This is a genomic window from Streptomyces cahuitamycinicus (genome assembly GCF_002891435.1).
Classification (GTDB): Bacteria; Actinomycetota; Actinomycetes; order Streptomycetales; family Streptomycetaceae; genus Streptomyces; species Streptomyces cahuitamycinicus.
The window spans coordinates 1-22781 of the sequence record NZ_POUC01000029.1 but is presented as its reverse complement, the minus strand read 5'-3'; the positions used below and the strand labels follow the sequence as shown (position 1 = coordinate 22781).

Here is a 22781-nt window from a genome sequence, read left to right as displayed (position 1 = left end):
AAGCGAACGCCCCGGCAACACTTCGGTGTCGGGGCGTGCGCATGCCAGACCGCGCCCCCCGGGGTGACGGTGGCTCCCGATAGGCTGAACGCATGACGCGAGCCGACCACCCAACGGCCCCTCAGCCCGCCCCCGACGACGCCCTGGTCGCGGACTCCCGCGAGCGTGCCGTCCGCGCCCTGCTGCGACGACCTCAGCTGAAGCGGTTGTGGAGCGCACAGCTCGTGGGCGGCGTGGGGGACACCCTCGCCCTTCTCGTGCTGGTCGTCCTCGCGCTCCAGACGGCCGTCGCCGAGGGCTCGTTCGGGGGCGGCTACCGGGGTGTGGCGTTCGCAGTGGCGACCGTTTTCGGGGTGCGCATCCTCGCGACACTCCTGTTCGGCGCCGTCCTGCTCGGCCCGCTCACCGCGCTCACCTCGCAGGACGGCCCGCTCGACCGCCGCTGGACCATGGTGGGCGCCGACGGGCTGCGCGCGGCGCTGCTCATCGTCGCGCCCCTGTGGATCGACTGGACGCCCGACAACGCACTGGCCGTCCTGCTTGTCACGGCCTTCGTGATGGGGGTCGCCGAGCGGTTCTGGACGGTGTGCCGCGAGAGCGCGGCCCCCGCGCTGCTCCCCGCCCCGCCGCCGGAGGGCGCGACGGTCCGGCCGCTGCCCGACCACATGGACGCCCTGCGCCGCCTGTCACTGCGCACCGGCTTCGTGGCGATCCCGCTCGCCGCCGTCGCCCTGGTCGTCGCGGCCCTGTTCAACAACCTGCTGGGCGCCGGCATCGACTGGTTCGGCCAGCACCAGGCGGCCCTCGCCTCCTACGTGGCCGCCGGGCTGTTCGCCGCGTCCCTGTCCGTGCTGACCTTCCTGGAGCTGCCCGGCACGCGCACCCCGCGCGCGCGGTCGCCGCTGGAGGGGCTGCGCCGCCCGAAGACCGGCGCCGGCGCCGACAAGGGCCGCACCGGCGCGATGCCGCTGCTGGTCCTGTCCTGCGCGGCCGTCGCCGCCGCGGTGTCGGCCGCCGTCGCCGTCGCCGTGCTGCACGCCAACGACCTGGGCGGCGGCCCGGTCCTCTACGGCCTGTTCGTGGCCGCGCTGACCGGCGGGGTGGTCGTCGGCATCCGTACGGCGCCCGCCCTGGTGCCCGCCCTGTCGCGCCGCCGGCTGCTCGCGCTGACGATCGCCTTCACCGGTGTCGCCCTGCTGGCCGCCGGGCTGGTCCCGGACGTCACCACCGTGCTGCTGATCCTCGCGCTGGCCGGCGTCGGCGCGGGCCTGTCCGCCAACATCGGGCACACCCTGCTCGACCAGGAGACCGAGGAGTACCGGCGCTCCCGCACGACGGAGCACCTGCACGCGGTCGTCCGGGTCTGCGTGGCGCTCGGTGCGGTGATCGCCCCGCTGGTGGCGGCGGCGATCGGGCCGCACCGGCTGGAGGGCGGCAAGTTCGTCTTCGCCCACGGCGGCGCGGCCTTCACGCTCATGCTGACCGGCGCCCTGCTGCTGCCCATCGCCGCGCTGGTGCTGGCCAAGGTCGACGACCGTTCCGGCGTGCCGCTGCGCAAGGACCTGAAGGACGCGCTGCTCGGCGGCGACGACCCGGAGGAGGGGCAGGCGGCCTCCGGCTTCTTCATCGCCCTGGAGGGTGGTGACGGGGCCGGCAAGTCGACCCAGGCCGAGGCGCTCGCCGAGTGGATCCGCGCCAAGGGCCACGAGGTCGTGCTGACGCGCGAGCCGGGGGCGACGCCGGTGGGCAAGCGGCTGCGCTCGATCCTGCTGGACGTGTCGAGCGCGGGCCTGTCGCACCGCGCGGAGGCGCTGCTCTACGCCGCCGACCGGGCCGAGCACGTCGACACCGTCGTACGGCCCGCCCTGGAGCGCGGCGCGGTCGTCATCTCCGACCGGTACATCGACTCGTCCGTCGCCTACCAGGGCGCCGGCCGTGATCTGTCGCCGACGGAGATCGCCCGGATCAACCGCTGGGCGACGAACGGGCTCGTGCCGCATCTGACCGTGCTGCTGGACGTCGCCCCGGAGACCGCGCGTGAGCGGTTCACCGAGGCGCCCGACCGGCTGGAGTCGGAGCCCGCCGAGTTCCACGCGCGCGTGCGGGCCGGTTTCCTCACCCTGGCCGCGGCCGACGCGGGACGGTACCTGGTGGTGGACGCCGGCCAGGAGCCCGAGGCCGTCACGACGGTCGTCCGGCACCGGCTCGACCAGGTGCTGCCGCTGTCCGAGGCCGAGATCAAGGCCCAGGAGGAGGCACGGAAGAAGGCCGAGGAGGAGGCCCGCCGCAAGGCCGAGGAGGAGGCCGCCCGCAAGGCCGAGGAGGAGCGCCTGGAGCGCGAGCGCCAGGAGCAGCTGGCCAAGCTGCGCGCCGAGGAGGAGGAGCGCAAGCGGCGCGAGCTGGAGGAGGCCCAGCGGCGCGAGGCCGAACGGCAGGCGGAGGAGGCCCGTCGCCGGGCCGAGGAAGCGCGCAGGAAGGCGGAGGAGGAGCGGGCTCGGCTCCTCGCGGAGGAGAAGGCCCGCGCCGAGGAGGAGGCCCGCCGCAAGGCCGACGAGGATCGCCGCCGCAAGCAGGCCGAGGAGGAGGCGCGACTGCGCGCCGAGGCCGAGGCGCTCCGCCTGGACAAGCAGCGCAAGGCCGAGGCGGCGCTGCTGCGGGCCGAGGAGGCACGGCGGCTCGCGGAGGCGGCCGCCGCCGCGGCCGAGGCCGGGCCGAAGAGCTCCGCCCCGAAGAGCTCCGCCCCGAAGAGCTCACGCGCGCAGGGTGCCGCCCCTGCCGCGGCCGCTCAGGACGCGGCGACCGTGCCCACCCCGGTGGTGACACCGGGGGGTGCGGGGGACGACACGACCGTGCTGCGCCCGGTACGGGACGACGAGCAGGGTGCGGGCCGGTCCTCCGGTGAGTCCGACGCCGAGGTGACGGCGGAGCTGCCGATGCCGCCTACTGCCGGGGAGCGGACGGAGGTTCTGCCGCCGGTCCCGCCTCGCGCCGGGGACGAGACCGAGGTCCTGCCGCCGGTGCGCGACCGGGAGGCCTCCGGAGCGGCCGACGAGACGGCGGTGCTGCCTCCGGTCCGGCCGGAGGACGCCGAGGAGACGGCCGTCCTCCCGCCGGTGCGCGGGGACGAACCGACGGACCGGGTTCCGCCCGAGTACTTCCGGAAGGACGCCCCGGCCGCCCGGCCCGACGGAACCGAGGACCGTACGCGGGAGATGCCCCAGGTGGACGCCGACGGTACGCCGCGCCGCCGCCGGTCCGACTGGGCCGAGGAGACGCCGCTGGACGACCTGCCGTCGCTGGCGGACGAACTGCTCGGACCGCACGACGACGAGCCGGACGACAGGCGCGGACGCCGGGGCCGGGGCGGCCGGGGGCGCTGACGCCTCCGGCGGCCACCGTGGGAGCCCTGCCTCCGCACTGCGGGTCGGGTGGGGGCGGCGGGCGTTGTCAGTGGTCGCCCCCACAATGGATCTCGCAACGCAGCACGTGACGGAAGGGCGGCGTGACCCATGACCGTGTGGGACGACCTCGTCGGGCAGGAGAGGGTGAGCGAGCAGCTGGCCGCTGCCGCCCGGGATGCCGACGCCCTGGTCACCGCGGCCACCACCGGCACGCCGCCGCCCGAGGCGTCGAAGATGACGCACGCGTGGCTGTTCACCGGCCCGCCCGGCGCCGGGCGGAACCAGGCGGCGCGCGCGTTCGCCGCGGCGCTGCAGTGTGTCAGCCCGGACCGCGCCCTCGGCGGCTCCCCGGGCTGCGGCTTCTGCGACGGCTGCCACACGGCACTCATCGGCACCCACGCCGACGTCACCACCGTCGCCGCCGTCGGCGCGCAGATCCTCGCCGACGACATGCGCGACACCGTCCGCAAGTCGTTCACGTCGCCGGCCACCGGCCGCTGGCAGATCATCCTCGTCGAGGACGCCGAGCGGCTGAACGAGAAGTCGGCCAACGCCGTCCTCAAGGCCGTGGAGGAGCCCGCCCCGCGTACGGTGTGGCTGCTGTGCGCCCCCTCCGTCGAGGACGTCCTGCCGACCATCCGCTCGCGCTGCCGCCACCTGAACCTGAGCACACCCAGGGTCGACGCCATCGCCGACATGCTCGTCCGCCGCGAGGGCATCGAGCCGGACGTCGCCGCCGCCGCGGCCCGCGCGACCCAGGGCCACGTCGACCGGGCGCGCCGCCTGGCCACCGACCCGGCCGCGCGTGAACGCCGTGCCGCCGTGCTCAGGCTGCCGCTGCGCGTCGAGGACATCGGCGGCGCGCTCAAGGCCGCCCAGGAGCTCGTCGACGCGGCCGCCGAGGACGCCAAGCAGCTCGCGGAGGAGATGGACTCCAAGGAGACCGAGGAGCTCAAGGCCGCCCTCGGTGCCGCCCAGGGCGGCCGCATGCCCCGGGGTACCGCGGGTGTGATGAAGGATCTGGAAGACAAGCAGAAGCGCCGCAGAACGCGCACGCAGCGTGACAGCCTCGACCTCGCCCTGACCGACCTCACAGCCTTCTACCGTGACGTCCTCGCCCTCCAGCTCGGCTCGCGCGTGGCCATCGCCAACGCGGACGCCCAGGACGCCCTGGAGCGCCTCGCCCGCGGCAGCTCCCCGGAGTCCACACTCCGCCGCATCGAGGCGATCGCCGCCTGCCGCGACGCCCTCGACCGCAACGTGGCGCCGCTGCTCGCGGTGGAGGCGATGACGATGGCGCTCAGAGCGGGCTGAGGGACCGGCAGGACACAGGGGGCGGGCGCGCGCCGGAAAACAGGGGAACACGCGCGGCTGACACAGGGGCTGGGCACGCGCGCCGGACACAGGGGCTGGGCACGCGTGCCGGACACACGGGGCGGACGCGCGCCGGACACAGGGGGACAGGCGCGCCGGACAGGGGCCGGGCACGCGCGCCGGACACAGGGGCCGGGCACACGGGCCGGACCCCTGACCGGAGAGACGCCCCGGACCACCGGCCGGGCATGCGTTGACGCCGTAACTCGTAAGAGGCACGACACGCACGCACGGCACCCATTCCGTCGCCCAGAGTTACGCTCGCTGGATGTACACACGGCGCACCCCCCGCTCCGCCTCCGGCTCCGGCGCTCTCCACCGCAGGACACGCAACCGGGCCAAGACCGCCGCCGGTCTCCTCGCCACCGCCGCGCTGCTCGTCTCCGCCTGCTCCTCCGGCAGCGCGACGACGTCCGCCGCCTCCGCGGCGGCGGAGGCGGCACTGGTCGCGCTGCCGCAGGCCACGCCCGCGGCGCTCTCGTCGTACTACGGGCAGAAGCCGGCCTGGCGCGGCTGCGGTGTTCCCGGCTTCGAGTGCGCCACCCTCAAGGCACCCCTCGACTACGCCGAACCGTCCTCGGGCGACGTCCGGCTGGCCGTCACCCGCAAGAAGGCCACGGGCCCCGGCAAGCGGCTCGGTTCGCTGCTCGTCAACCCTGGCGGACCGGGCGGCTCGGCGGTCGGCTACGTCCAGTCGTACGCGGGCATCGGCTACCCGGCCGAGGTGCGCGCCCGCTACGACATGGTCGCGGTCGACCCGCGCGGCGTGGCCCGCAGTGAACCCGTCGAGTGTCTGGACGGGCCGGGCATGGACACGTACACGCAGACGGACGCCACGCCCGACGACGGGAAGGAGACGGACGGGCTGGTCGCGGCGTACCGGACGTTCGCCGAGGGCTGCGGCGCGGACGCGCCCCGGCTGCTGCGCCATGTGTCCACCGTGGAGGCGGCCCGGGACATGGACATCGTGCGGGCGGTGCTCGGCGACGAGAAGCTGAACTTCGTCGGCGCCTCCTACGGCACCTTCCTCGGGGCCACGTACGCCGGGCTCTTCCCGGACCGGGCGGGGCGGCTGGTGCTGGACGGCGCGATGGACCCGTCGCTGCCGGCCCGGCGGCTGAACCTCGAACAGACGGCGGGCTTCGAGACGGCGTTCCGGTCCTTCGCGAAGGACTGCGTACGGCAGGCCGACTGCCCGCTGGGCGGCAAGGGCACCCCACCCGAGCGGGTCGGCGACAACCTCAAGGCGTTCTTCGAGAAGCTCGACACGCAGCCCGTTCCCACGGCCGACGGGGACGGCCGCAAGCTCACCGAGTCCCTCGCCACGACCGGTGTGATCGCGGCCATGTACGACGAGGGTGCCTGGGAGCAGCTGCGCGAGGCACTGACGTCCGCGATGAAGGAGAACGACGGCTCCGGGCTGCTCGTCCTGTCCGACGGCTACTACGACCGGGACGCCGACGGCGCCTACAGCAACCTGATGTTCGCCAACGCGGCGGTGAACTGCCTGGACCTGCCGCCCTCCTTCGACACTCCCGACGACGTGCGGGGGGCGCTGCCCGAGTTCGAGAAGACATCGCCGGTGTTCGGCGAGGGCTTGGCGTGGGCCGCACTGAACTGCGCGTACTGGCCGGTGCACGCCACGGGTGAGCCGCACCGGATCGAGGCGAAGGGCGCGGCGCCCATCGTCGTGGTCGGCACGACCCGGGACCCGGCGACCCCCTACCGCTGGGCGCAGGCCCTGGCCGGCCAGCTCTCCTCGGCCCGCCTGCTCACCTACGAGGGCGACGGCCACACGGCCTACGGCCGCGGCAGCTCCTGCATCGACCGGACGATCAACGCCTACCTCCTGCGCGGCACCCCGCCCACCGACGGAAAGCGCTGCTCATAGCCCTGCTCCCGGCCCCGGAGGGCCCGCCCCGGGGCTGGTTCGGAGCACTCTCGGAAACTGTGTAGACTTACCGTCGTTGCTGATCGCACCATAGTGCGGACAGCGCGCCGCCTTAGCTCAGATGGCCAGAGCAACGCACTCGTAATGCGTAGGTCTCGGGTTCGAATCCCGAAGGCGGCTCTCTTCGAAACCCAGTCCAGACAGTGTCTGAGCTGGGTTTTCTCGTTTCAGCGGATTCGGCGGCGGCGCTGCGTGCGTGCTGCGCGGGTGTCGGCGGTCTCAGTTCTGGTCTCAGTGGGGCCCGGAATCGGTGTCGTCGGCGCGGGTACGAAGAACTCGCCCATGCGTCGCATGGCGTCCTTGGACAGGTGGGAGCGTCCCTTCATGTAACGCCGGGTCTGGCTGATCTGGGTGTTTCGGAGGATCTCCATGATCGTGGGCATGTCCACGCCCAGCTCGTTGAGGGTGGTGCCGGCGGTGTGGCGGCTTCCGTCAAGATCGGGCAACTCGCAATGTGCAAGCCGCGAGATGCAGACCCGCCGGTCGTCGGGATCCGCGACTTCCAGCCGCTGGTGCAGCAAGTCGACTGCGGCATCCGGCTGGAGAGGGTGGAGGTTAAACAGGCGCGCGCCGAGTCCGGGCAGGGTGTGCCGGGAGGTCACCAGCACGGCGTGGTGACGGGCCGACAGCAGCGGCTGGACCTGGTCCGACGTCGAGGCATTGTCCGCCAGGATCAGAACCCGCTGCTCCTGCTGTGCCAGAGCATCGAGTTGGGACCGGTAGAGCCCCTCACGTTCGTCCAGTGTGGGCGGGATGTGCTCCGCCGCGACACCGAGGGCTCGCAGCAGCGCCTCCAGGGCGTCCTCAGGCGGGACAGGGGTCGGATCGTAACCGCGGAGATTCACCATCTGTACCGCGGTGAACCACCCCTTGCCGAGGGCGGCATGCCCCACCGCATGGGCGAGAGTGGTCTCGCCCACACCCGGCAGCCCCGCGACCGACGCGACCGCCGCACCCGAACCGCTCCCGGGATGGAGCATGGGCACGATCTTGGCGACCTCTTCATCACGGCCGGTGAACTCCTGCGGCAACCCCGGCAGAGAGTTCAGAGCGGTCGGCACCGCCGCGTACGCCTGCACATTGATCTTCGTGACCTGTGTCCCGCTACCGAGCACCTGACTGCGCTCGAACGACGCCCCCGCGAAACTGCTACGGGCGCGTTGTCCCTGCCCTGGACGCTGTCCTTCTTCCCGCCGCTCTTGCGCTTGCCGGACGCTTTCTTTGCCCCCATGTCTGCCGCCCGTACCGCTACCTGTTGATCGCGATGGCTCTGCGCTGGCGTAACCACGTCTCCACCCGTCGGAGTCCTCCGCCGGCTCCATGTCCTGGCCGACGACCAAGGCCAGGTGCCCGAGCAGCCGCAGCGCGTCGCTGACCAGACCGTCGACCAACGTGCTCTCATGCGCGACGGCAGACCTGCCTGCCTCCTATTGGAACAGGAGGCGGTCGCGTACCGAAAGGTGGGGGGTCACCTGAATTTCCATGGTCCCCATGCATTCGCCCGTGTGGAAATCGATGGAAATGTGCTTTGAGGATTGACCTGAGGTGCAGGAAAGGCGAGTTGCAGATTCACGGAAGAAATCCAGCATTTCGATTCCCTGCTCGTTCATCCAGCGGATCCTCACCGACCTCGCCAATGCATCGTAGGAAAAAATAAGAGATTGCCCCCGATTGTCCTGCACGGTGAGAACCCGTGCGCCGCTCTCGTCTGAATCCGGCCATTCTCCGAGGGCCTCGTAGACCTCTTCGTCGTCAGGGGTGATGAACTCTCGGTACACGTCCGCCTTCACTTTCCACTGTACGGCGGCCAGTGGTCCAGACTGCCGTGAATGCTTACATTCGGGCCACTGCCGCGGAAGATGACTGTGGAGAGTCTATGCCCGCCGTCCGGCAGGATCTGCCAGGTGCTCTCGACACCAAGTGCTCCGTGCGGGCCGTAGAGGACCGATTCGGTCACGCCGAATTCACCGCTTCCGCCGGGCCACTCCTTGTTGAATGTGCGCCCGAACGGCTGTTGGGCGCTATGAGCCAGGTGATCGGTGACGTATTGCCGCATCTCTGGCGTGTCCGGTATGCCGATCCGGTGGAGTTGCAGTTCGTTCTGAAGCGCCCTCGGTGAGTTATGCGAATCTGGCTTGATGTCCTTGTTGAACAGGTAGTCGAGCTTTCGGGGATCGATCTCCGCATTTCTTCCCCGATCTTGATAGGGAGAAAGGCCCAGTGGGTCCGACCAGGTGTGCGGATTGTGGACGTAGGCGGCCGGGTTGGGCGCGGGAGCGAGTCCGAGCGGATCCGGGGTGAGATAGCGGGCCGTGGTGGGGTCGTAGTGCCGGAAGAGGTTGTAGTGGAATCCGGTTTCAGGGTCGTGATACTGGCCGGGAAAGCGGAGGGGGGTGTAGGCGGTGCTGCTCCGGTGCCAGGCGGTGGTGCCCCAGAGGGTGGACCGGGTGTGCCAGGCGATGTCCCCGTTCTCGGCGACCAGTTCGGTCGGAGTGCCGACGAGGTCCGTGACGATGGCGAAGAAGCGGCGGTCGATCTCCCGCTGACTGGCGTCGCGGGAGAGGATGCGTTCGGTCTGGGTGAGGGGAATCGAGCCGCGATGGTCCCAGGTGAGTGCGACGATGTCCGGCACGTCATGGGAGACGGTCGCCTGTTCGCACAGGACCATGCCGTCCCAGGTGAAACGGGTTTCCTCCAGGACGGTCTCACTGTCTTCCGCGAGAAGCTGCTTGGCGATGCGGCGGCCAAGTGGGTCGTAACGGTACTTCCAGAGAGCGCCGTCCGGCGTGACGACCGAGGTGAGGCGGCTCTCGGAGTCCCATGCGTAACGCCAGGTCTGCGGCTTGCGGGACAGACGGGTCCGCTGTTTGAGGGTTACGCGCCCGAGACGGTCGTGTTCGAAGCGGCTGTCGCCGGCACGGTTGATCTTCGTGCCAGTGAACGTGCGAGGGCCGGTTGCCTCGTGGCCCGGATGGGTTGAGGGCCAGGAGGCTTCGGTCTGATTGCCGACGACGTCGTAGGTGTAGCGTTCGGTCCACCCGTGGGCCTTGACGGTGGTGACACGGCCGACGTTGTCGAGTTCGAACGACCGCGTGCCGGACAACTGATCGATCACGGAGGTGAGGTGACCGTCGGCACGGTAGGTGTACGTACGGCTGTTCAGGGTCTGTCCACCGGCCGTGAAGTGCTGGGCGGAAAGCCTGCCGACTTCGTCCCGGACGGATGACAGAGTCATCGTGTCGCCGTAGGAACGGGACAGTTCACGGTCTGCGGCGTCATGGGTGAAGCCGAGCTGATGGCCACTCACGGCCATCAGGTCGAGGCGGCCTGCCACGTCATAGTTGTACGTGGTGACATGGCCGGTCGGGGTCACCCGTCGAGTCCGGCGGCCGAGTGCGTCGTGCATGTAGGTGACGGCGCGGCCGTCGACGAGTTCGGTCTTGAGCAGGCCACGTCGGTCGTACTGGCGGATCAGGTCGCAGTCCGGGCCGGATGCCTGCAAGAGGCGTCCCGACGCGTCGTACGCGTAGGTGGTGGTCCTGCCTCCGGCGTCCTTCCTGATCATGCGGCCGAGCTGGTCGTGATCCAGGGCGAGGACACTGCCGAGGGCGTCGGTCCGGGAGACCAATTGCCCTGCGGCATCGAGACGGTAGCTGAGGGTTCTGCCGTCGAAGTCGGTTTCCGATACAAGGCGGCTCGCCGGGTCGTACTCATAGCTCCAGGTGAGGCCCTGGGGGTTGGTTACCCGGGTCAGACGCAGGTCGGCGTCGTGCTCGAATTGGTAGCGGGAGCCGTCCGGTTGGATGCGGGCAGCGAGGAGATCGAAGTGGGTGTACTCGAAACGGGTCACTCCTCCGGCCGGATCGGTGTGGGTGAGGCAGTTGCCTTCGCCGTCGTAGGTCCATGACTCGGTGGCGCCGTCCGGGGCGGTTCGGCCAACGAGATTGCCGTCTACGTCCCAGACGAAGCGAGTGACTCCGCCGACCGGGTCGGTGATGTGTATGACTCTGCCGAGGGCGTCGCGTTCCAGCCGGGTGGCTCCACCGGCCGGGTCGGTGACCTCCGCCGGCAGGCCCGCCGCGTCGCAGACCCTCCGAGTCGTAGCGCCGAGGGCGTCGGAGACGGAGATCAGGCGGCCGTGCTGGTCGTACCCGTAGTGCGTTGTGTGTCCGGCCGACTCGGTGACCGACGTGCGGTTGCCGCGCTCGTCGTATGCGTAGGTCGTGCGGTGCCCGTCCGGACCGATCACCTCCACCGGCAGGCCGAACGGGCCGCGCACCGTGCGCAGCACGCTCCCGTCGGGACGGGTGGCCGACACAACTTGGCCCTCTTCGTCGTAGGTGTAGACGGTGCTGCGGCCCAATGGGTCGGTGCGGGTCAGGAGGTTGCCGTGGGTGTCGTAGGCGTAGCGGGTGGTGTGGCCGAGGGGGTCGGTGGTGGCGATCACTCGGCAGCGGTGGTCGATGAGGTGGCGGGTGGTGTGTCCGTCGGCGGTGGTGAGTGTGGTGGTGCGGTGGCCGGTTTCGGGGTCGGGTTCGGTGTAGGTGAGGGTGATCTGGACGTGGCCTGCTTCGCCGCCTTCGGCGATGACGCGGTCGTGGTCGTCGTAGATGTAGTCGTAGCGGCTGTTGTTGGAGTCGATCCAGGCGATGACGCGGCGTCGGTCGTCGTAGAGGAAGGTGGTGGTGGCGCCGGAGGGTTTGGTGACGGTGGTGAGGTTGCCGTCCTGGTAGCCGTAGTTGATCAGGGGCAGGTCCGTGCCGCCCTCGCCGGCGCCGGCCAGGGAGAGTGTGGTGATCCGGCCGTCGGCGGTGGCCAGCTTCACCTGGTGACCGGCCGAGTGGACGAGGGCCAGGGGCAGGCCGTCGTCGGTGCGGTCGATGGTGATGGTGTGGCCGTTGCGGTCGGTTTCGGATGTCAGCCAGGCGGTTCCGTCGCCGCCGGGTTCGCTGCCGGGCGGGGCGGTGAAGTGGGAGATCAGGCCGCTGTCGGGGTCGGTGACGGTGTAGTCGCCGTCGGCGTCGCGGGCCAGCAGGGTGCGGGATCTGCCCGATGACGGGATGGTGGGGGCGCCGGGTGCCGGGTGCGGGTAGGGGATCAGGAGCCCGTCGGCGGTGACGTGGAGCACGCCGATGGCGTCGATGCGCAGATGTTCGTCGACGGTGGAGGTCCAGGAGGGGCCGAGGAAGCGGCCGGCCGTGCAGCCGGACTCGGTGCGGCGGGTGAAGACCAGCGGCAGGATGCCGGGCAGTTCGACATCGGTCTGGGGCAGGAACATCCGGCCGGAGGCGAGGTCGACGGGGTCGGTGCCGTCGGTGGTGCGCTCGCCGTCGGGGCGGTTATGGGTGCCGTCGGGGGCGTCGTCGACCAGCCTGCGCATCCGTGCGGCGTCGGCGGCCTCCTCGGCGATGCGGATGCCCTTCACCGCGGCACCGCCGCCACCGGTGGCGGCGGTCAGCGCGAGGTCGGGAATCAGCCTGCCGAAACCCTCGGCCGGGTCCTTCATGAAGTCGCTGACCATCTGCTTGCCGGTGCCGACCGGGTCGTTGGCGGCGACGATCAGCCCGGCGGCCAGGCTGTTGAGGGATGTGGCGTACTCGGCCGGATGCGTGAGGTTGTACGGATCGACGGGGTTGACGCTGCGGACGAAGTTGAGGATGCCCGCCGTGCCCTTGATGATGCCGCCGCCGACATGGTCGCCCAAGATCTGGAACTCCTGGAGTCCGCCGATCAGTTGCTCGGCATAGGAGGGCTTCTGCGGGGCCATGTCGCGGGCGGCGCGGACCGCGGTGCGCGCCGTCTCCGCCGCCGCGTTCCGCTGCTTGCGGGCCTCGGCGAGGATGTCCTGCGCCTCCTGCATCAGCTTCTTGCCGGGGTCCTCGAACGTCGCCGCGGGCCTGGGCGGGAGCGAGGACGGATCGCGCTTGTCGGCGGGCTGGGCGTTGTAGCGGTCGACGGCGGTGTTGTAGCCGTCGACCTTCTTGCGGTGGGCGTCCGCGGCGTCCTCGGAGGCCTTGACACCCTCCTTCCACTTGTCGATCGCCGTCTGCGCCTGTGCCTGCGCCCAGGTGACCGTGCCGGCGTACGCGTCGAGCGCGCCGAGCGCCTTCGCGCAGGCGTCGGCGGCGGCGTACCACTTGGGCGGTTGGGTGCTCACCGCGGTGCGCAGCGCTTGGGCCGTCTCGCCCATGAGCCGGGAGGAGTCCAGGCCCTTGAGACCGTCACCGGCGTCATCGAAGGCCGTCTGGAAGGCCCGGAGTCTGTCGGCGGTGGCAGCGATCTTGCTTGGGCTGCCGTAGATCAGCTTGGCCTTGTCCTCGGTCTGCCCGAGGTCCATCTCGTCGACCTCGGCGCCCATGCGGTTGGCGACCGAACGGGACTGCTCGCGCACCCAGTCGGCACCGGACTCCCAGCCGACGTCCTGCAGCCGGTCGGCGGTCCACTTGCCGGCGTCCTCGACCCGGTTGCCCGCCCATTCGACACCGTCCTCGACCGCGTTCTCGACCGAGTCGGGCGTGATGTCACTGAGAAAGTCGCCTACACCCACCGTCAGTTCCCCCCGGACTCACCCTGCTGCTGCGCCTGCTGGGCGCGTTCCTCGGGCGAGGGCCCGAACGTGTTGTCCAGCGCCTGGTTCCACTGGTCCTCGGAGACCCCCGACGCGTCGATGATCGCCTGCGACCGCCGGCCGCCCTCGCCCTCGGTGAGAACCGTGCGGCCGGTGTCCTTCCACGTCTGCTCGATGTCCTCACCCGCCTTGTCGAACGACTCCGCGCTCCAGTCCGGGTTCAGGTAGTCCGGCGTGACGACGTCGCCCCAGCTCTGCTGGGTGATCTCCTCCTCGGTGGCATGCGGGTTGCCGCCCATCACGGAGTTGACGCCCACCTTCAGCGTGCCCTCGACGTACTGGTCGTGCTCCCACTGGGTGCCCGCCGCCAGCCCGAGGCGGTCCGCGAGCGCGCTGGCGTCGCCCACCAGGGCGCGCACACCCCACTCCCAACGCTCGCAGAAGTCCTCGAAGTCGACCGAGAGCCCGTGGTGCCCGGCCTCCATCCCGGTCATCGCCAGCTCCGAAAAACCCTTGCCCAGCACCGAACCGGTGGCGCCGCCCAGATCACCGAGCCCGTCGATGGTCGCGCCCACGCCCTGCGTGAACTTCGCGACAGACGCCTTGTCGAACTGCAGATCGGTCCCGTCAGCGCCCATGGCCGCACCCCTCCTCCGCCTCGCCGAAGTCGACGGCGACGCCGTCCGCGACGATGCCGACGACCGGTGGGAAGAACATCGACCCGTCGTCGGTGGCGATGTCGACGGCCAGGCCGGCGGGCTCGCCCAAGGACGGCACGACCTCGTCGACGATGCGCGCGCCCAACAGCGTCGCGTAGTCCATGGGCTGATCACCGGATGCGTGCAGCAGGGCGAACCGGGCCAGAGCGGCCTCGTCGGTGAACCCGCAGATCCACCGCACCCCTCCCGACCGCGCCGACCAGAGGCCCCCACCGGCCGTGGGCACCAGGAGAACCGAGCGCCGCATCTCACCGACCAGCGCACGAGGATCACCGACTCCCCTTCTCCGCTCGGCGATTCGCTCCGCGAGCGCTGTCCCGGTCTGCCCCACGGCCTCTCCCCGTCCTGGATCACTGAAAGCACCGTAGATCAAGACGCACGGCAGGGCAGGGCCGGTTCTCGTGAAGGTTTCAGCTCGGGGTCGAATGGTTCCCGACCTCCGTTCGCCCCCCGGCAAGGCCCTGTTGAGACTGGAATTCCACCACCGACGGCAGCCGGGGTGGTTGTGACCGGCAAGGCTGAAGATGCTTCCTCTGGAAACTCGAGCCAGGTTGACGGCGATCTCCACGCCCGCCACCGCGAGGTCGTGCCTGCTCGCTGTGTCTCTCGGTCTCGTAGGGATCGGGCGGTACGCCTGAGCCGGGACTACTCGCGCATGCCCGCCAGCTCCACCGGCCGGGTGTGCAGGGCGAACGACGCGGGCAGGGTGGCCGCGAGAACCGCGAGGAGGATGCTCGCGGCGATCACCGCGCCCACCGTGGACCAGGGCACGACGATCGCGGAGGGCACGTCGAGCAGGCCGAGGGCGGTGCGGATGCCGAGCAGGTTCACCGCCGAGACGGCGGCGCCGAGCACCGCGCCGACCACCACGACCATCACCGACTCGACGGCGACCAGGCGCAGCACCTGGGGCTTCGTCGCGCCCGTCAGGCGCAGCGCGGCGAGGTCGCGGACCCGGTCCGTGGTGGCCATGACCAGCGTGTTGGCCAGTGCGATGCCCGTGTAGACCAGGGCGATGGCCAGGATCATCAGCAGGCCGAGCCGGGTGGACTCGCTGGAGCGCGGGTAGTGCCCGTCGATCCACTGCCCGGCGCCGAGCACCTCGACGCCGCTCGCCTCGCCCGCCGCGCGCAGTCGCCGGTCGACGGCGGCCCGGTCGGCGTCGGCGGCGACCTTGATGTCGACGCGGTCGACGCCCGCGCCGGCGGCGTTGCGTGCGGTGAGGTACACGCCGTTGTTGCCGGTGCCGACCCCGAGGACCGCGGCGATCCTGAGGTTCGCCTTGCGGCCGTCGCCCAGCCAGACGGGCACCCGGTCGCCGACGCGGGTGGTCAGCCATTCCTCGTTGACGACGATGCTGTCGTCGTCGAGGTCGGCCAGTTTCCCCGCCACGACGGGAAGCTGGGACACCACGGACAGGTCCGTGCCGCTGTCGACGGCGCGGGCCTCGGAGCGGACGAGGGCGGTGCCCTCCTCCAGGACGGTCACCCCGGTGGAGCGGGACGTGCTGACCGTGGCGCCGGGGACGGCACGGGCCGCCCGGACGAACCCGGCGGGCAGCGCCCGTCCCGCGTCGCCCGCCGAGACCACGTAGTCCGCCCGCGTCTGGGTGCGGGCCTCGGCGGCCTTGGCCTCGTTGATGGTGGCGGTCGTGCCCATCAGGGAGCAGGCGAGCGCCACGGTGATGATGACCGGCGCGGCCACGGCCGCCGTCCGGCGCACCCCGGCCGCCGCGTTCTCCCGCGCCAGCATGCCCACAGCGCCCGGCAGCCGGGCGGGCAGCCAGGTCAGCAGCCGGGTCAGTGGCCGCACCAGAACCGGCGCGAGCAGGGCGATCGCCACGATGAGCAGCATCGGCTGGGTGATGTACGTCTTGCGCTTCAGCACGTCGCCGGGGTTCTCCACCAGCGCCATGACGAGCAGGCCGAGGCCCGTGAGCAGCACGGCGGCGGCCACCAGGAGGCGGCTCCACGGCATCGTGCCGCTGTCGACGGCGGACTCCCGCAGCGCCGCCGTCGGTCCGGTCCGGCCCGCGCGGAAGGACGCCACGACGACACCGCACAGGGCCACCGTCAGGCCGGTCCAGAAGGCGACATGGAGCGGCCAGGCCTGCTCACCGATCCGGAACCAGGTCGGGGCGATGCCCTGTCCCGACATCCACGAGGCGAGCCGCGGCGCGGCCCAGCGACCCAGCCAGCACCCCGCGGCCGATGCGAGCAACCCGATCACCAGGGCCTCCGCGTAGACCATGCGCCGTACCTGACCGGGGGTCGCGCCCGCCATCCGCAGGAGTCCGAACTCCCGCCTGCGCTGCGCCACCGCGAAGGTGAACGTCGAGGCGACCACGAACACCGACACGAACGCGGTGATGCCGGCCGCGGTGCCGAGCAGGGCGTTCACGGAGACCAGGGCCTCCTTGTCGCGGTCCGGGTCGGGGTCGGCGCGCCGCCGGTCCTCGCCGGCGAGGACGGTCATGCCCGAGCCGGTGCCGAGCGCCGCGCGGACGGCGGCCGGGTCGGCGTCCACCGTCACCCGGTCGATCCGCGGGGACAGGCGCGCGGCCTCAGCGGCGGGGAAGAACACCGCCGACTCGAAACCGGCCGCCGGCACCGTGCCGACCACGGTGCGGGTGCCGGCGCCCTCGGGCGTGACGACCTGGATCCGGTCCCCGGCGCGCACCTGCGCGCCGGGCCCGGTCGTGACGACGACCTCGCCGGGCGATGTGGGGGCGCGTCCGGAGGTGAGCCGGTACGGGGTGGCCGCGGCGATGGCCCACGAGTGGCCCACGAGCGCGGTGTCAGCGCCGACCCGCCGGTCCGCGTCCGGCACCGACACCGGGAACGTACGGTCCTCGGCGACGGGGCCCACCGTGGCCAGCTTGCCCGCCAGATCCTCGGGCACCGCACGGGGGTTGGTCAGCGTCGATGTCCGCACCCCGATCGGGGTGTCGGCCTTCACCTCGTCCGTGCCCTGCACCACGACCCGCGCCTCGGCGAACCGTTCGGTGCCCCGCTCCGGCGCGTCGAACGTCGCCGCGAGCGCGAGGCCCGTGGTGGCGATGAGGCCGACGCCGAGCGCGAGCGCGACGAACGAACCGACGAACGTGACCCAGCGGGTGCGCATCCCGCGCAGCGCGAGACTCAGCACGACGCCACCGCCGAGGCCTTCGAAGGGACGGCGCTCAGAGCGGTCATCCGCTGGGCGACCTGCTCCGCCGTCGGCGTGTACAGCTCGCCCTGGACCGTGCCGTCGGCGAGGAAGAGCACCCGGTCCGCGTAGGAGGCGGCGACCGGGTCGTGCGTCACCATGATCACCGTCTGGCCGCGGTCGACCATCGCCCGCAGCAGCGTCAGCACCTCGCGGCTCGTGGTGGAGTCCAGGGCGCCCGTCGGCTCGTCACCGAACAGCACCTCCGGCTGGGTGACCAGGGCGCGGGCGAGCGCCACCCGCTGCTGCTGGCCGCCCGACATCTCGCTGGGCCGGTGCCCGGCGCGCTCCCGCAGCCCGACCTTCTCCAGGACGTTCAGGACCTCGGACCGCCGGGGGCGGCGGCCCGCGAGCCGCAGCGGCAGCCCGACGTTCTGCTCGGCGGTCAGCGCGGGCAGCAGGTTGAATGCCTGGAAGACGAACCCGATGCGCCGCCGGCGCAGCAGCGTCAGCTTCTTCTCCCTCAGCCGGGTCAGATCGGTGTCCCCCAGGAAGACCTGGCCCCCGGTCGGCCGGTCGAGCCCCGCCGTGCACTGCAACAGAGTCGACTTGCCGGAGCCTGAGGGGCCCATGACGGTGGTGAAGGTACCCCGCGGGATGTCGAGGCTGACCTGGTCGAGGGCGGTGACCGCGTTGTCGCCTGTCCCGTAGGACCGGGTCACGGAGCGGAGCCGGACGGCTGCTTGATTCATGGTGTCCACTCAATCGGGCCCGCGCGACGGTGACATCGCAGCGGGACGGAATCTTGGGGGTGGAGGTAGCTCCACCCTCCTGTGCACGACGGCTGCACCCCGTAGCGGCACTCGATGGCTGCATCTGGTGGCTGCACCCGGCGTGGAAAGGGCAACTGGGCGCCCACAGCAGGCCCCCGAACAGGGACAGGCCGAGACGCCGAGCAGCAGCGCCCGGGCGCTGTAGGTGCCGACGGTGTGCATCGCCGCGCAATAGCGGGGCGAGCCGCCATGGGAAGCAGGAAGGCGATCAGCAGCGTCAGCCACGCGGGCACAGCCGCCAAGTGTTCCTGCCTCCCCACCCTTTCGGTCCTCCCACTGCGTCGCCGCCCCGTCGTTCGGAGTTCTTCCAGCCGACCGCGCGGGGGCGCCCTGCACATCGGAGCCGGGCCCCGTCATGGCCGGTAGCCGGCGCCCATCCCGATGGTGGAGCCAGCTGGGTGGTCCGGGTCGCAGAGGTCTCGTAACGTGCGGCCCATGCACCCCCCGACGATCTGGACCCGGCTGCACCTGCGCCGCTACGTCCGCAGCGGCTGGCCCTGGCGCGCGGCGCTGTACCTGCTCAGCAGTGCGATCCTCGGCCTCATCACCCTGCTCACGCTCGTGCTGCTCGCCGTCGCGGGCAGCGTGCTCACCGTGGTCGTCGTCGGCCTTCCGCTGCTGCTCGTCCTCGTCCTCACCGGGGTGCCGCTGGCCTCGGTCGAGCGCCGCCGGCTGCGTCTGATCGACAGCGAGCCGCTCGCCGATCCGCACCGTGAACCCGACCACACCGGCCTCACCGCCTGGCTGCGCACCCGGCTCCAGGAACGCGCCACCTGGCGCGAGCTGGGCTACGCGGTGCTCTTCGGCTTCCTGCTGTGGCCCCTCGAGGCGCTGGTCGTGGGCTCCGTCCTCCTCGTGTGCGGCGGGCTGCTCGCGACGCCGGTGATGCTGGCGGTCGACGGCGAGGAGGCACGGGTCCTCAAGATGTGGATCGTGGACAGCCGGCCCGGGGCGCTCGGGGCGGCGCTCGCCGGGCTGCTGCTGCTGCCCGTCTTCTCCTACCCGCTCGGCGCGATCGCCGCGGGCCGGGCCGCCCTGACCCGCTTCCTGCTGGCCTCGCCGACCGGCGAACTGAACTCGAAGATCAAGGAGCTGGGCCGCTCCCGGGTCCGGCTCGTGGACGCTTTCGAGGCGGAGCGGCGCCGCATCGAGCGCGATCTGCACGACGGGGCGCAGCAGCGGCTCGTCGCCCTGTCCATGACGCTCGGCCTGGCCCGCCTCGACGCGGCGGACGGCCCGCTCGGCCCGGTGCTCGCCAAGGCGCAGGACGAGGCGGCCACCGCCCTCGTCGAGATCAGGGAGCTGATCCGCGGCATCCACCCCCAGGTCCTCACCGACCGGGGCCTGGTGGCGGCCGTGGAGGACCTCGCGGACCGCTCGACGATCCCCGTCGACGTGGACCTCGACCTGCCGGTCCGGCCCCCGGAGGCGATCGAGACGGCCGTGTACTTCGCGGTCAGCGAGGCCCTCGCCAACGTCGCCAAGCACAGCGGCGCGAGCAGGGCCGTGGTGCGCGGCGGCCTGGACGAGGGGCAGCTGGCCGTGGAGGTCGAGGACGACGGTCACGGCGGCGCGGACACCGGGCGGGGGACGGGTCTGCAGGGCGTCGCCGACCGTGTCTCGGTACTCGACGGCCGCCTGCAGGTGTCCAGTCCGCCCGGCGGGCCCACCGTGTTCCGCCTGCTGGTACCCTGCTCAACTGCCTGATTCGACAGCGTGATTGAGGAACTGATGCTGCGCATCGTGCTGGCCGAGGACAGTGTCCTGCTCCGCGAAGGACTCGTCGGCCTCATGGAGCGCTTCGGGCACCGGGTGGTCGCCGCCGTGGGTGACGCGGACGAGCTCACCGAGGCGGTCGCAGCGCACGAACCCGACATCGTGGTGACCGACGTACGGATGCCGCCCGGCTTCTCCGACGAGGGCCTGCGTGCCGCCATCGCCCTGCGCCGCCGGCGGCCCGGACTGCCGATCCTGGTCCTCAGCCAGTACATCCAGCGGTCCTACGCCGAGGACCTGCTCGACTCCTCCGACGGCACCGGGGTGGGCTATCTCCTCAAGGAACGGATCGGCCACGTCGAGGAGTTCGTCGACGCGGTGCACCGGGTCGCGGAGGGCGGCACCGTCGTCGACCCCGAGGTGGTGCGCCAGCTGATCAGGCACCGGCGGGACCCGCTGGCCCGGCTCACCGCTCGGGAGCAGGAGGTGCTCGCGCTGATGGCGGAGGGCAAGTCCAACGCGTCGATCGCCGCGGCCATGGTGGTGAGCGAGGGCACCGTCAGCAAGCACTTCGGCTCCATCCTCACCAAGCTCGACCTCTCCCTCGACGACACGACCAACCGCCGGGTCCTCGCGGTCCTCGCGTATCTGCGCGGCCGGCCCGGAGTGGACACCGCCCAGGCCCCCTAGGTGTGCTGGAGGTGAGGTTCTGGCGGGTTTCAGCGGGTGGATTCCCGCTCCACCGGCAGCCACAGCTCGGCGTCCGCCTCGGTGCCGTCGTCGGACAGGCGGGTGCGGAGGATCTCCGGGCCGGGGCGGGTGCGGTACGGGTTGGACGGGAACCACTCGGTGTATACGTCGCGCCAGAGTTCCTGGATGGCCTGCGGGGCGGGCCCCGAGGTGGTGAAGACCGCCCAGGTGCCGGGCGGGACCGGCAGGCTGGTGATGCCTTCTGGGACCGGGGCCGGGGCCGGGGTCGGGACCGGTGCCGAGACCGGCGCCGAGGCCGGTGCCGAGGTGATCACGGCGTGGTAGTAGTCGAGTTCCGTGCCCTCCGCGCGGCTCGGGTCCAGGTCGTCGCAGACCGCGACGATGTCCCGCGGTTCCTGGTCGGACAGTTTCTCCAACCGTTCCTTCGCGGACTTGTCCAGGCCGCGCACGAAATCGATGATCGCCTGGTTCGGGCCGGAGTGGATCAGGGGGATCCGGGTCTTGAAGCCCGTGACGGTGAAGGCCGGGCGGTCGACGACGCGGTAGTGCATGCTGCTGTTCCCTTCGACGGTGAGGCGGAAGGCCAACCGGGGCTGGGAGACGAGCGCGGCGCCGGTGCGCCGGGCCTCGCCCGGGCCCACGCCGTGCATCGTGCGGAATGCCCGCGCGAACGCCTCGCCGGAGCCGTAGCCGTAGCGGATCGCGATCTCCAGGAGCGTCGCGTCCCCCGACAGCACCTCGGCGCCCGCGACCGTCAGCCGGCGGCGGCGGATGTACTCCGACAGAGGCATGCCGGCCAGGGCGGAGAACATGCGGCGCAGGTGGTACTCCGAGGTGCACGCCGTACGCGCCAGATCCGCTACGTCGACGGTGTCGCGGAGGTTCCGTTCGATCCGGTCCATCGCCTGGTTGAGCCGGTCCAGCACGTCCGGTCCCCTTCCTTTTTGTGCGTGCTCTCACGCTAGGCAGCGCGGGCCCCGCCGCACCCGACATCCTGTGCCCGCTCCGGTCGGGTGCCGCCCGGATGCCGTCCGTGCTGAAGGGCGTAGGCGAACGGATGTCCGGCAGGCGTCCTCACCGGGCCCCTGCCTTGAACGGCTAGCATCGCCGGTCAGTCCGCCAGTTGCCGACCGGGACGAGGTGAGGACATGGGGGCGCCCCGCATCGCCGTCGCCGTGGTGACGATGGGCAACCGGCCCGCAGAGGTCGACGCCCTGTTGGAGTCCGTGGCCAAGCAGGACGTTCCGCCCGAGCGGATCGTCGTCGTCGGCAACGGCTGCCCGCTGCCCGACTTCGCCCGGCGGCTGTCGCTGCCCGGCGAGGTCACCGCCGTCGAGCTCGACGAGAACCTCGGCTGCCCCGGCGGGCGCAACGCGGCCCTGACCCGGCTGCGGGAGTTCGGCGACATCGACGTCGTGGTGGATCTGGACGACGACGGTCTGCTCGTCGACCCCGACGTGCTGCGCCGCGTACGGGATCTGTACGCCGCCGACGAGCGGCTCGGCATCGTCGGCTTCCGCATCGCCGACGAGCTCGGTGAGACGCAGCAGCGGCACGTGCCCCGGGTCGGCAACTCGGACCCCCTCCGGGGCGGTTACGTCACCGGCTTCCTGGGTGGCGGGCACGCCCTGCGGATGGCGATGCTCGACGAGATCGGCGACTGGCCCGCCGAGTTCTTCTTCGCGCACGAGGAGACCGACCTAGCGTGGCGCGCGGCGGATGCCGGCTGGCGGATCCTGTACGCCCCGGAGCTGCTGCTCCGGCATCCGAAGACCTCGCCCGCCCGGCACGCCATCTACTACCGGGTGAACGCACGCAACCGGGTCTGGCTGGCCCGCCGCCGGCTGCCGCTCGCGCTCGTCCCCGTCCACCTGGGTGTGTGGGTGCTGCTCACCCTCGCCCGGAACCGGTCGGGCGCCGGGCTGCGTGCCTGGTTCGGCGGATTCGTGGAAGGAGTGCGGGAGCCGGCGGGGGAGCGGCGGCCCATGCGGTGGCGGACGGTGTGGCGGCTCACCCGGCTGGGACGGCCGCCCGTCATCTGACGCCGACCGGCCGGGGGCGGCAGGGCGCAGGAGAGGGTGAGTGGGCCCCGGCCGTTCACCTCCGCCGACCGGGACCCGGCCGCGGCGGCGACACTCCCCCGAGTTGCGCGTCCAGACGCGCGCGCCGCCGGGCCAGATCCGATGTAGTGATCACATCAGGCTTTGCCAACGGATCGCTAACATATGGCCAACGGTTCGCCGTTGCGTCGTCTGCCGATCGGCTGGAAGTCGCCGAACCGAGGTCGACGACGACCGGGCAGCGGCGGAATCCGGCGGAGCGGGCGAAGACCAAGGTGGCGGAGATTCGTCGCCCCGGGGG

13 protein-coding genes, 1 tRNA gene and 1 pseudogene are annotated in these 22781 nt (G+C 71.7%); 7 read left to right on the top strand and 8 right to left on the bottom strand.

All coding sequences use genetic code 11. The features are described 5' to 3' along the window. Positions 1–92: 92 nt before the first annotated feature. From tmk to C1J00_RS06615, 4 genes are all read left to right on the top strand, one after another. On the top strand, positions 93–3380 hold the full coding sequence (gene tmk / locus C1J00_RS06630; RefSeq protein ID WP_102908097.1) for a dTMP kinase: 3288 nt from the start codon (positions 93–95) through the stop codon (positions 3378–3380). A gap of 129 nt (positions 3381–3509) precedes the next feature. Then, complete coding sequence (locus tag C1J00_RS06625; RefSeq protein WP_102908096.1) at positions 3510–4715, top strand: DNA polymerase III subunit delta'; 1206 nt, start codon at positions 3510–3512, stop codon at positions 4713–4715. A gap of 328 nt (positions 4716–5043) precedes the next feature. Continuing rightward, entirely contained in the window at positions 5044–6666 is a 1623-nt protein-coding gene (locus C1J00_RS06620; protein ID WP_102908095.1) for an alpha/beta hydrolase, read from the top strand. Positions 6667–6772: 106 nt separating this feature from the next. Next, positions 6773–6846: transfer RNA gene (locus tag C1J00_RS06615), tRNA-Thr, on the top strand. Positions 6847–6893: 47 nt separating this feature from the next. On the opposite strand, the pseudogene C1J00_RS48180 reads toward C1J00_RS06615, so the two are convergent. The 7 genes and pseudogenes from C1J00_RS48180 to C1J00_RS06580 form a co-directional block, all read right to left on the bottom strand. Further along, a pseudogene (locus tag C1J00_RS48180) lies at positions 6894–7274 on the bottom strand (tyrosine-type recombinase/integrase); the annotation flags it as partial. Between the two features lie 879 nt (positions 7275–8153). Beyond that, a complete protein-coding gene (locus tag C1J00_RS06605) occupies positions 8154–8516 on the bottom strand; it encodes a hypothetical protein (protein WP_245936228.1) in 363 nt (120 codons plus the stop codon). After that, positions 8513–13273, bottom strand: a complete 4761-nt coding sequence (locus tag C1J00_RS06600; RefSeq protein ID WP_102908094.1) for a putative T7SS-secreted protein — start codon at positions 13271–13273, stop codon at positions 8513–8515. The genes C1J00_RS06605 and C1J00_RS06600 overlap by 4 nt, the downstream gene beginning before the upstream one ends. A 2-nt stretch (positions 13274–13275) precedes the next feature. After that, positions 13276–13932 carry a hypothetical protein gene (locus tag C1J00_RS06595; protein ID WP_102908093.1) on the bottom strand — a complete coding sequence of 219 codons (657 nt, stop codon included), beginning with the start codon at positions 13930–13932 and terminating at the stop codon, positions 13276–13278. Beyond that, entirely contained in the window at positions 13922–14344 is a 423-nt protein-coding gene (locus C1J00_RS06590; protein WP_180989439.1) for a hypothetical protein, read from the bottom strand. The genes C1J00_RS06595 and C1J00_RS06590 overlap by 11 nt, the downstream gene beginning before the upstream one ends. Before the next feature lie 314 nt (positions 14345–14658). Beyond that, the gene (locus C1J00_RS06585) at positions 14659–17160 is read right to left on the bottom strand and encodes an ABC transporter permease (protein ID WP_102908091.1); all 2502 of its coding nucleotides are present in this window, start codon (positions 17158–17160) and stop codon (positions 14659–14661) included. Next, positions 17154–17912 carry an ABC transporter ATP-binding protein gene (locus C1J00_RS06580; RefSeq protein ID WP_102908090.1) on the bottom strand — a complete coding sequence of 253 codons (759 nt, stop codon included), beginning with the start codon at positions 17910–17912 and terminating at the stop codon, positions 17154–17156. The genes C1J00_RS06585 and C1J00_RS06580 overlap by 7 nt, the downstream gene beginning before the upstream one ends. A gap of 516 nt (positions 17913–18428) precedes the next feature. Between C1J00_RS06580 and C1J00_RS06575 the strand changes: the two genes are divergently transcribed. Continuing rightward, on the top strand, positions 18429–19700 hold the full coding sequence (locus C1J00_RS06575; RefSeq protein ID WP_102908089.1) for a sensor histidine kinase: 1272 nt from the start codon (positions 18429–18431) through the stop codon (positions 19698–19700). A 24-nt stretch (positions 19701–19724) separates the two neighbouring features. Next, on the top strand, positions 19725–20399 hold the full coding sequence (locus tag C1J00_RS06570) for a response regulator transcription factor (protein WP_102908088.1): 675 nt from the start codon (positions 19725–19727) through the stop codon (positions 20397–20399). Positions 20400–20428: 29 nt separating this feature from the next. Here C1J00_RS06570 and C1J00_RS06565 read toward each other — a convergent pair whose 3' ends face one another. Next, entirely contained in the window at positions 20429–21346 is a 918-nt protein-coding gene (locus C1J00_RS06565) for an AraC family transcriptional regulator (RefSeq protein ID WP_102908087.1), read from the bottom strand. Positions 21347–21568: 222 nt separating this feature from the next. Here C1J00_RS06565 and C1J00_RS06560 point away from each other — a divergent pair, with 222 nt between their 5' ends. Next, positions 21569–22462 (top strand): glycosyltransferase family 2 protein, encoded by an 894-nt coding sequence (locus C1J00_RS06560; RefSeq protein ID WP_102908086.1) that lies wholly within the window; start codon positions 21569–21571, stop codon positions 22460–22462. The last annotated feature ends 319 nt before the right edge of the window (positions 22463–22781 follow it).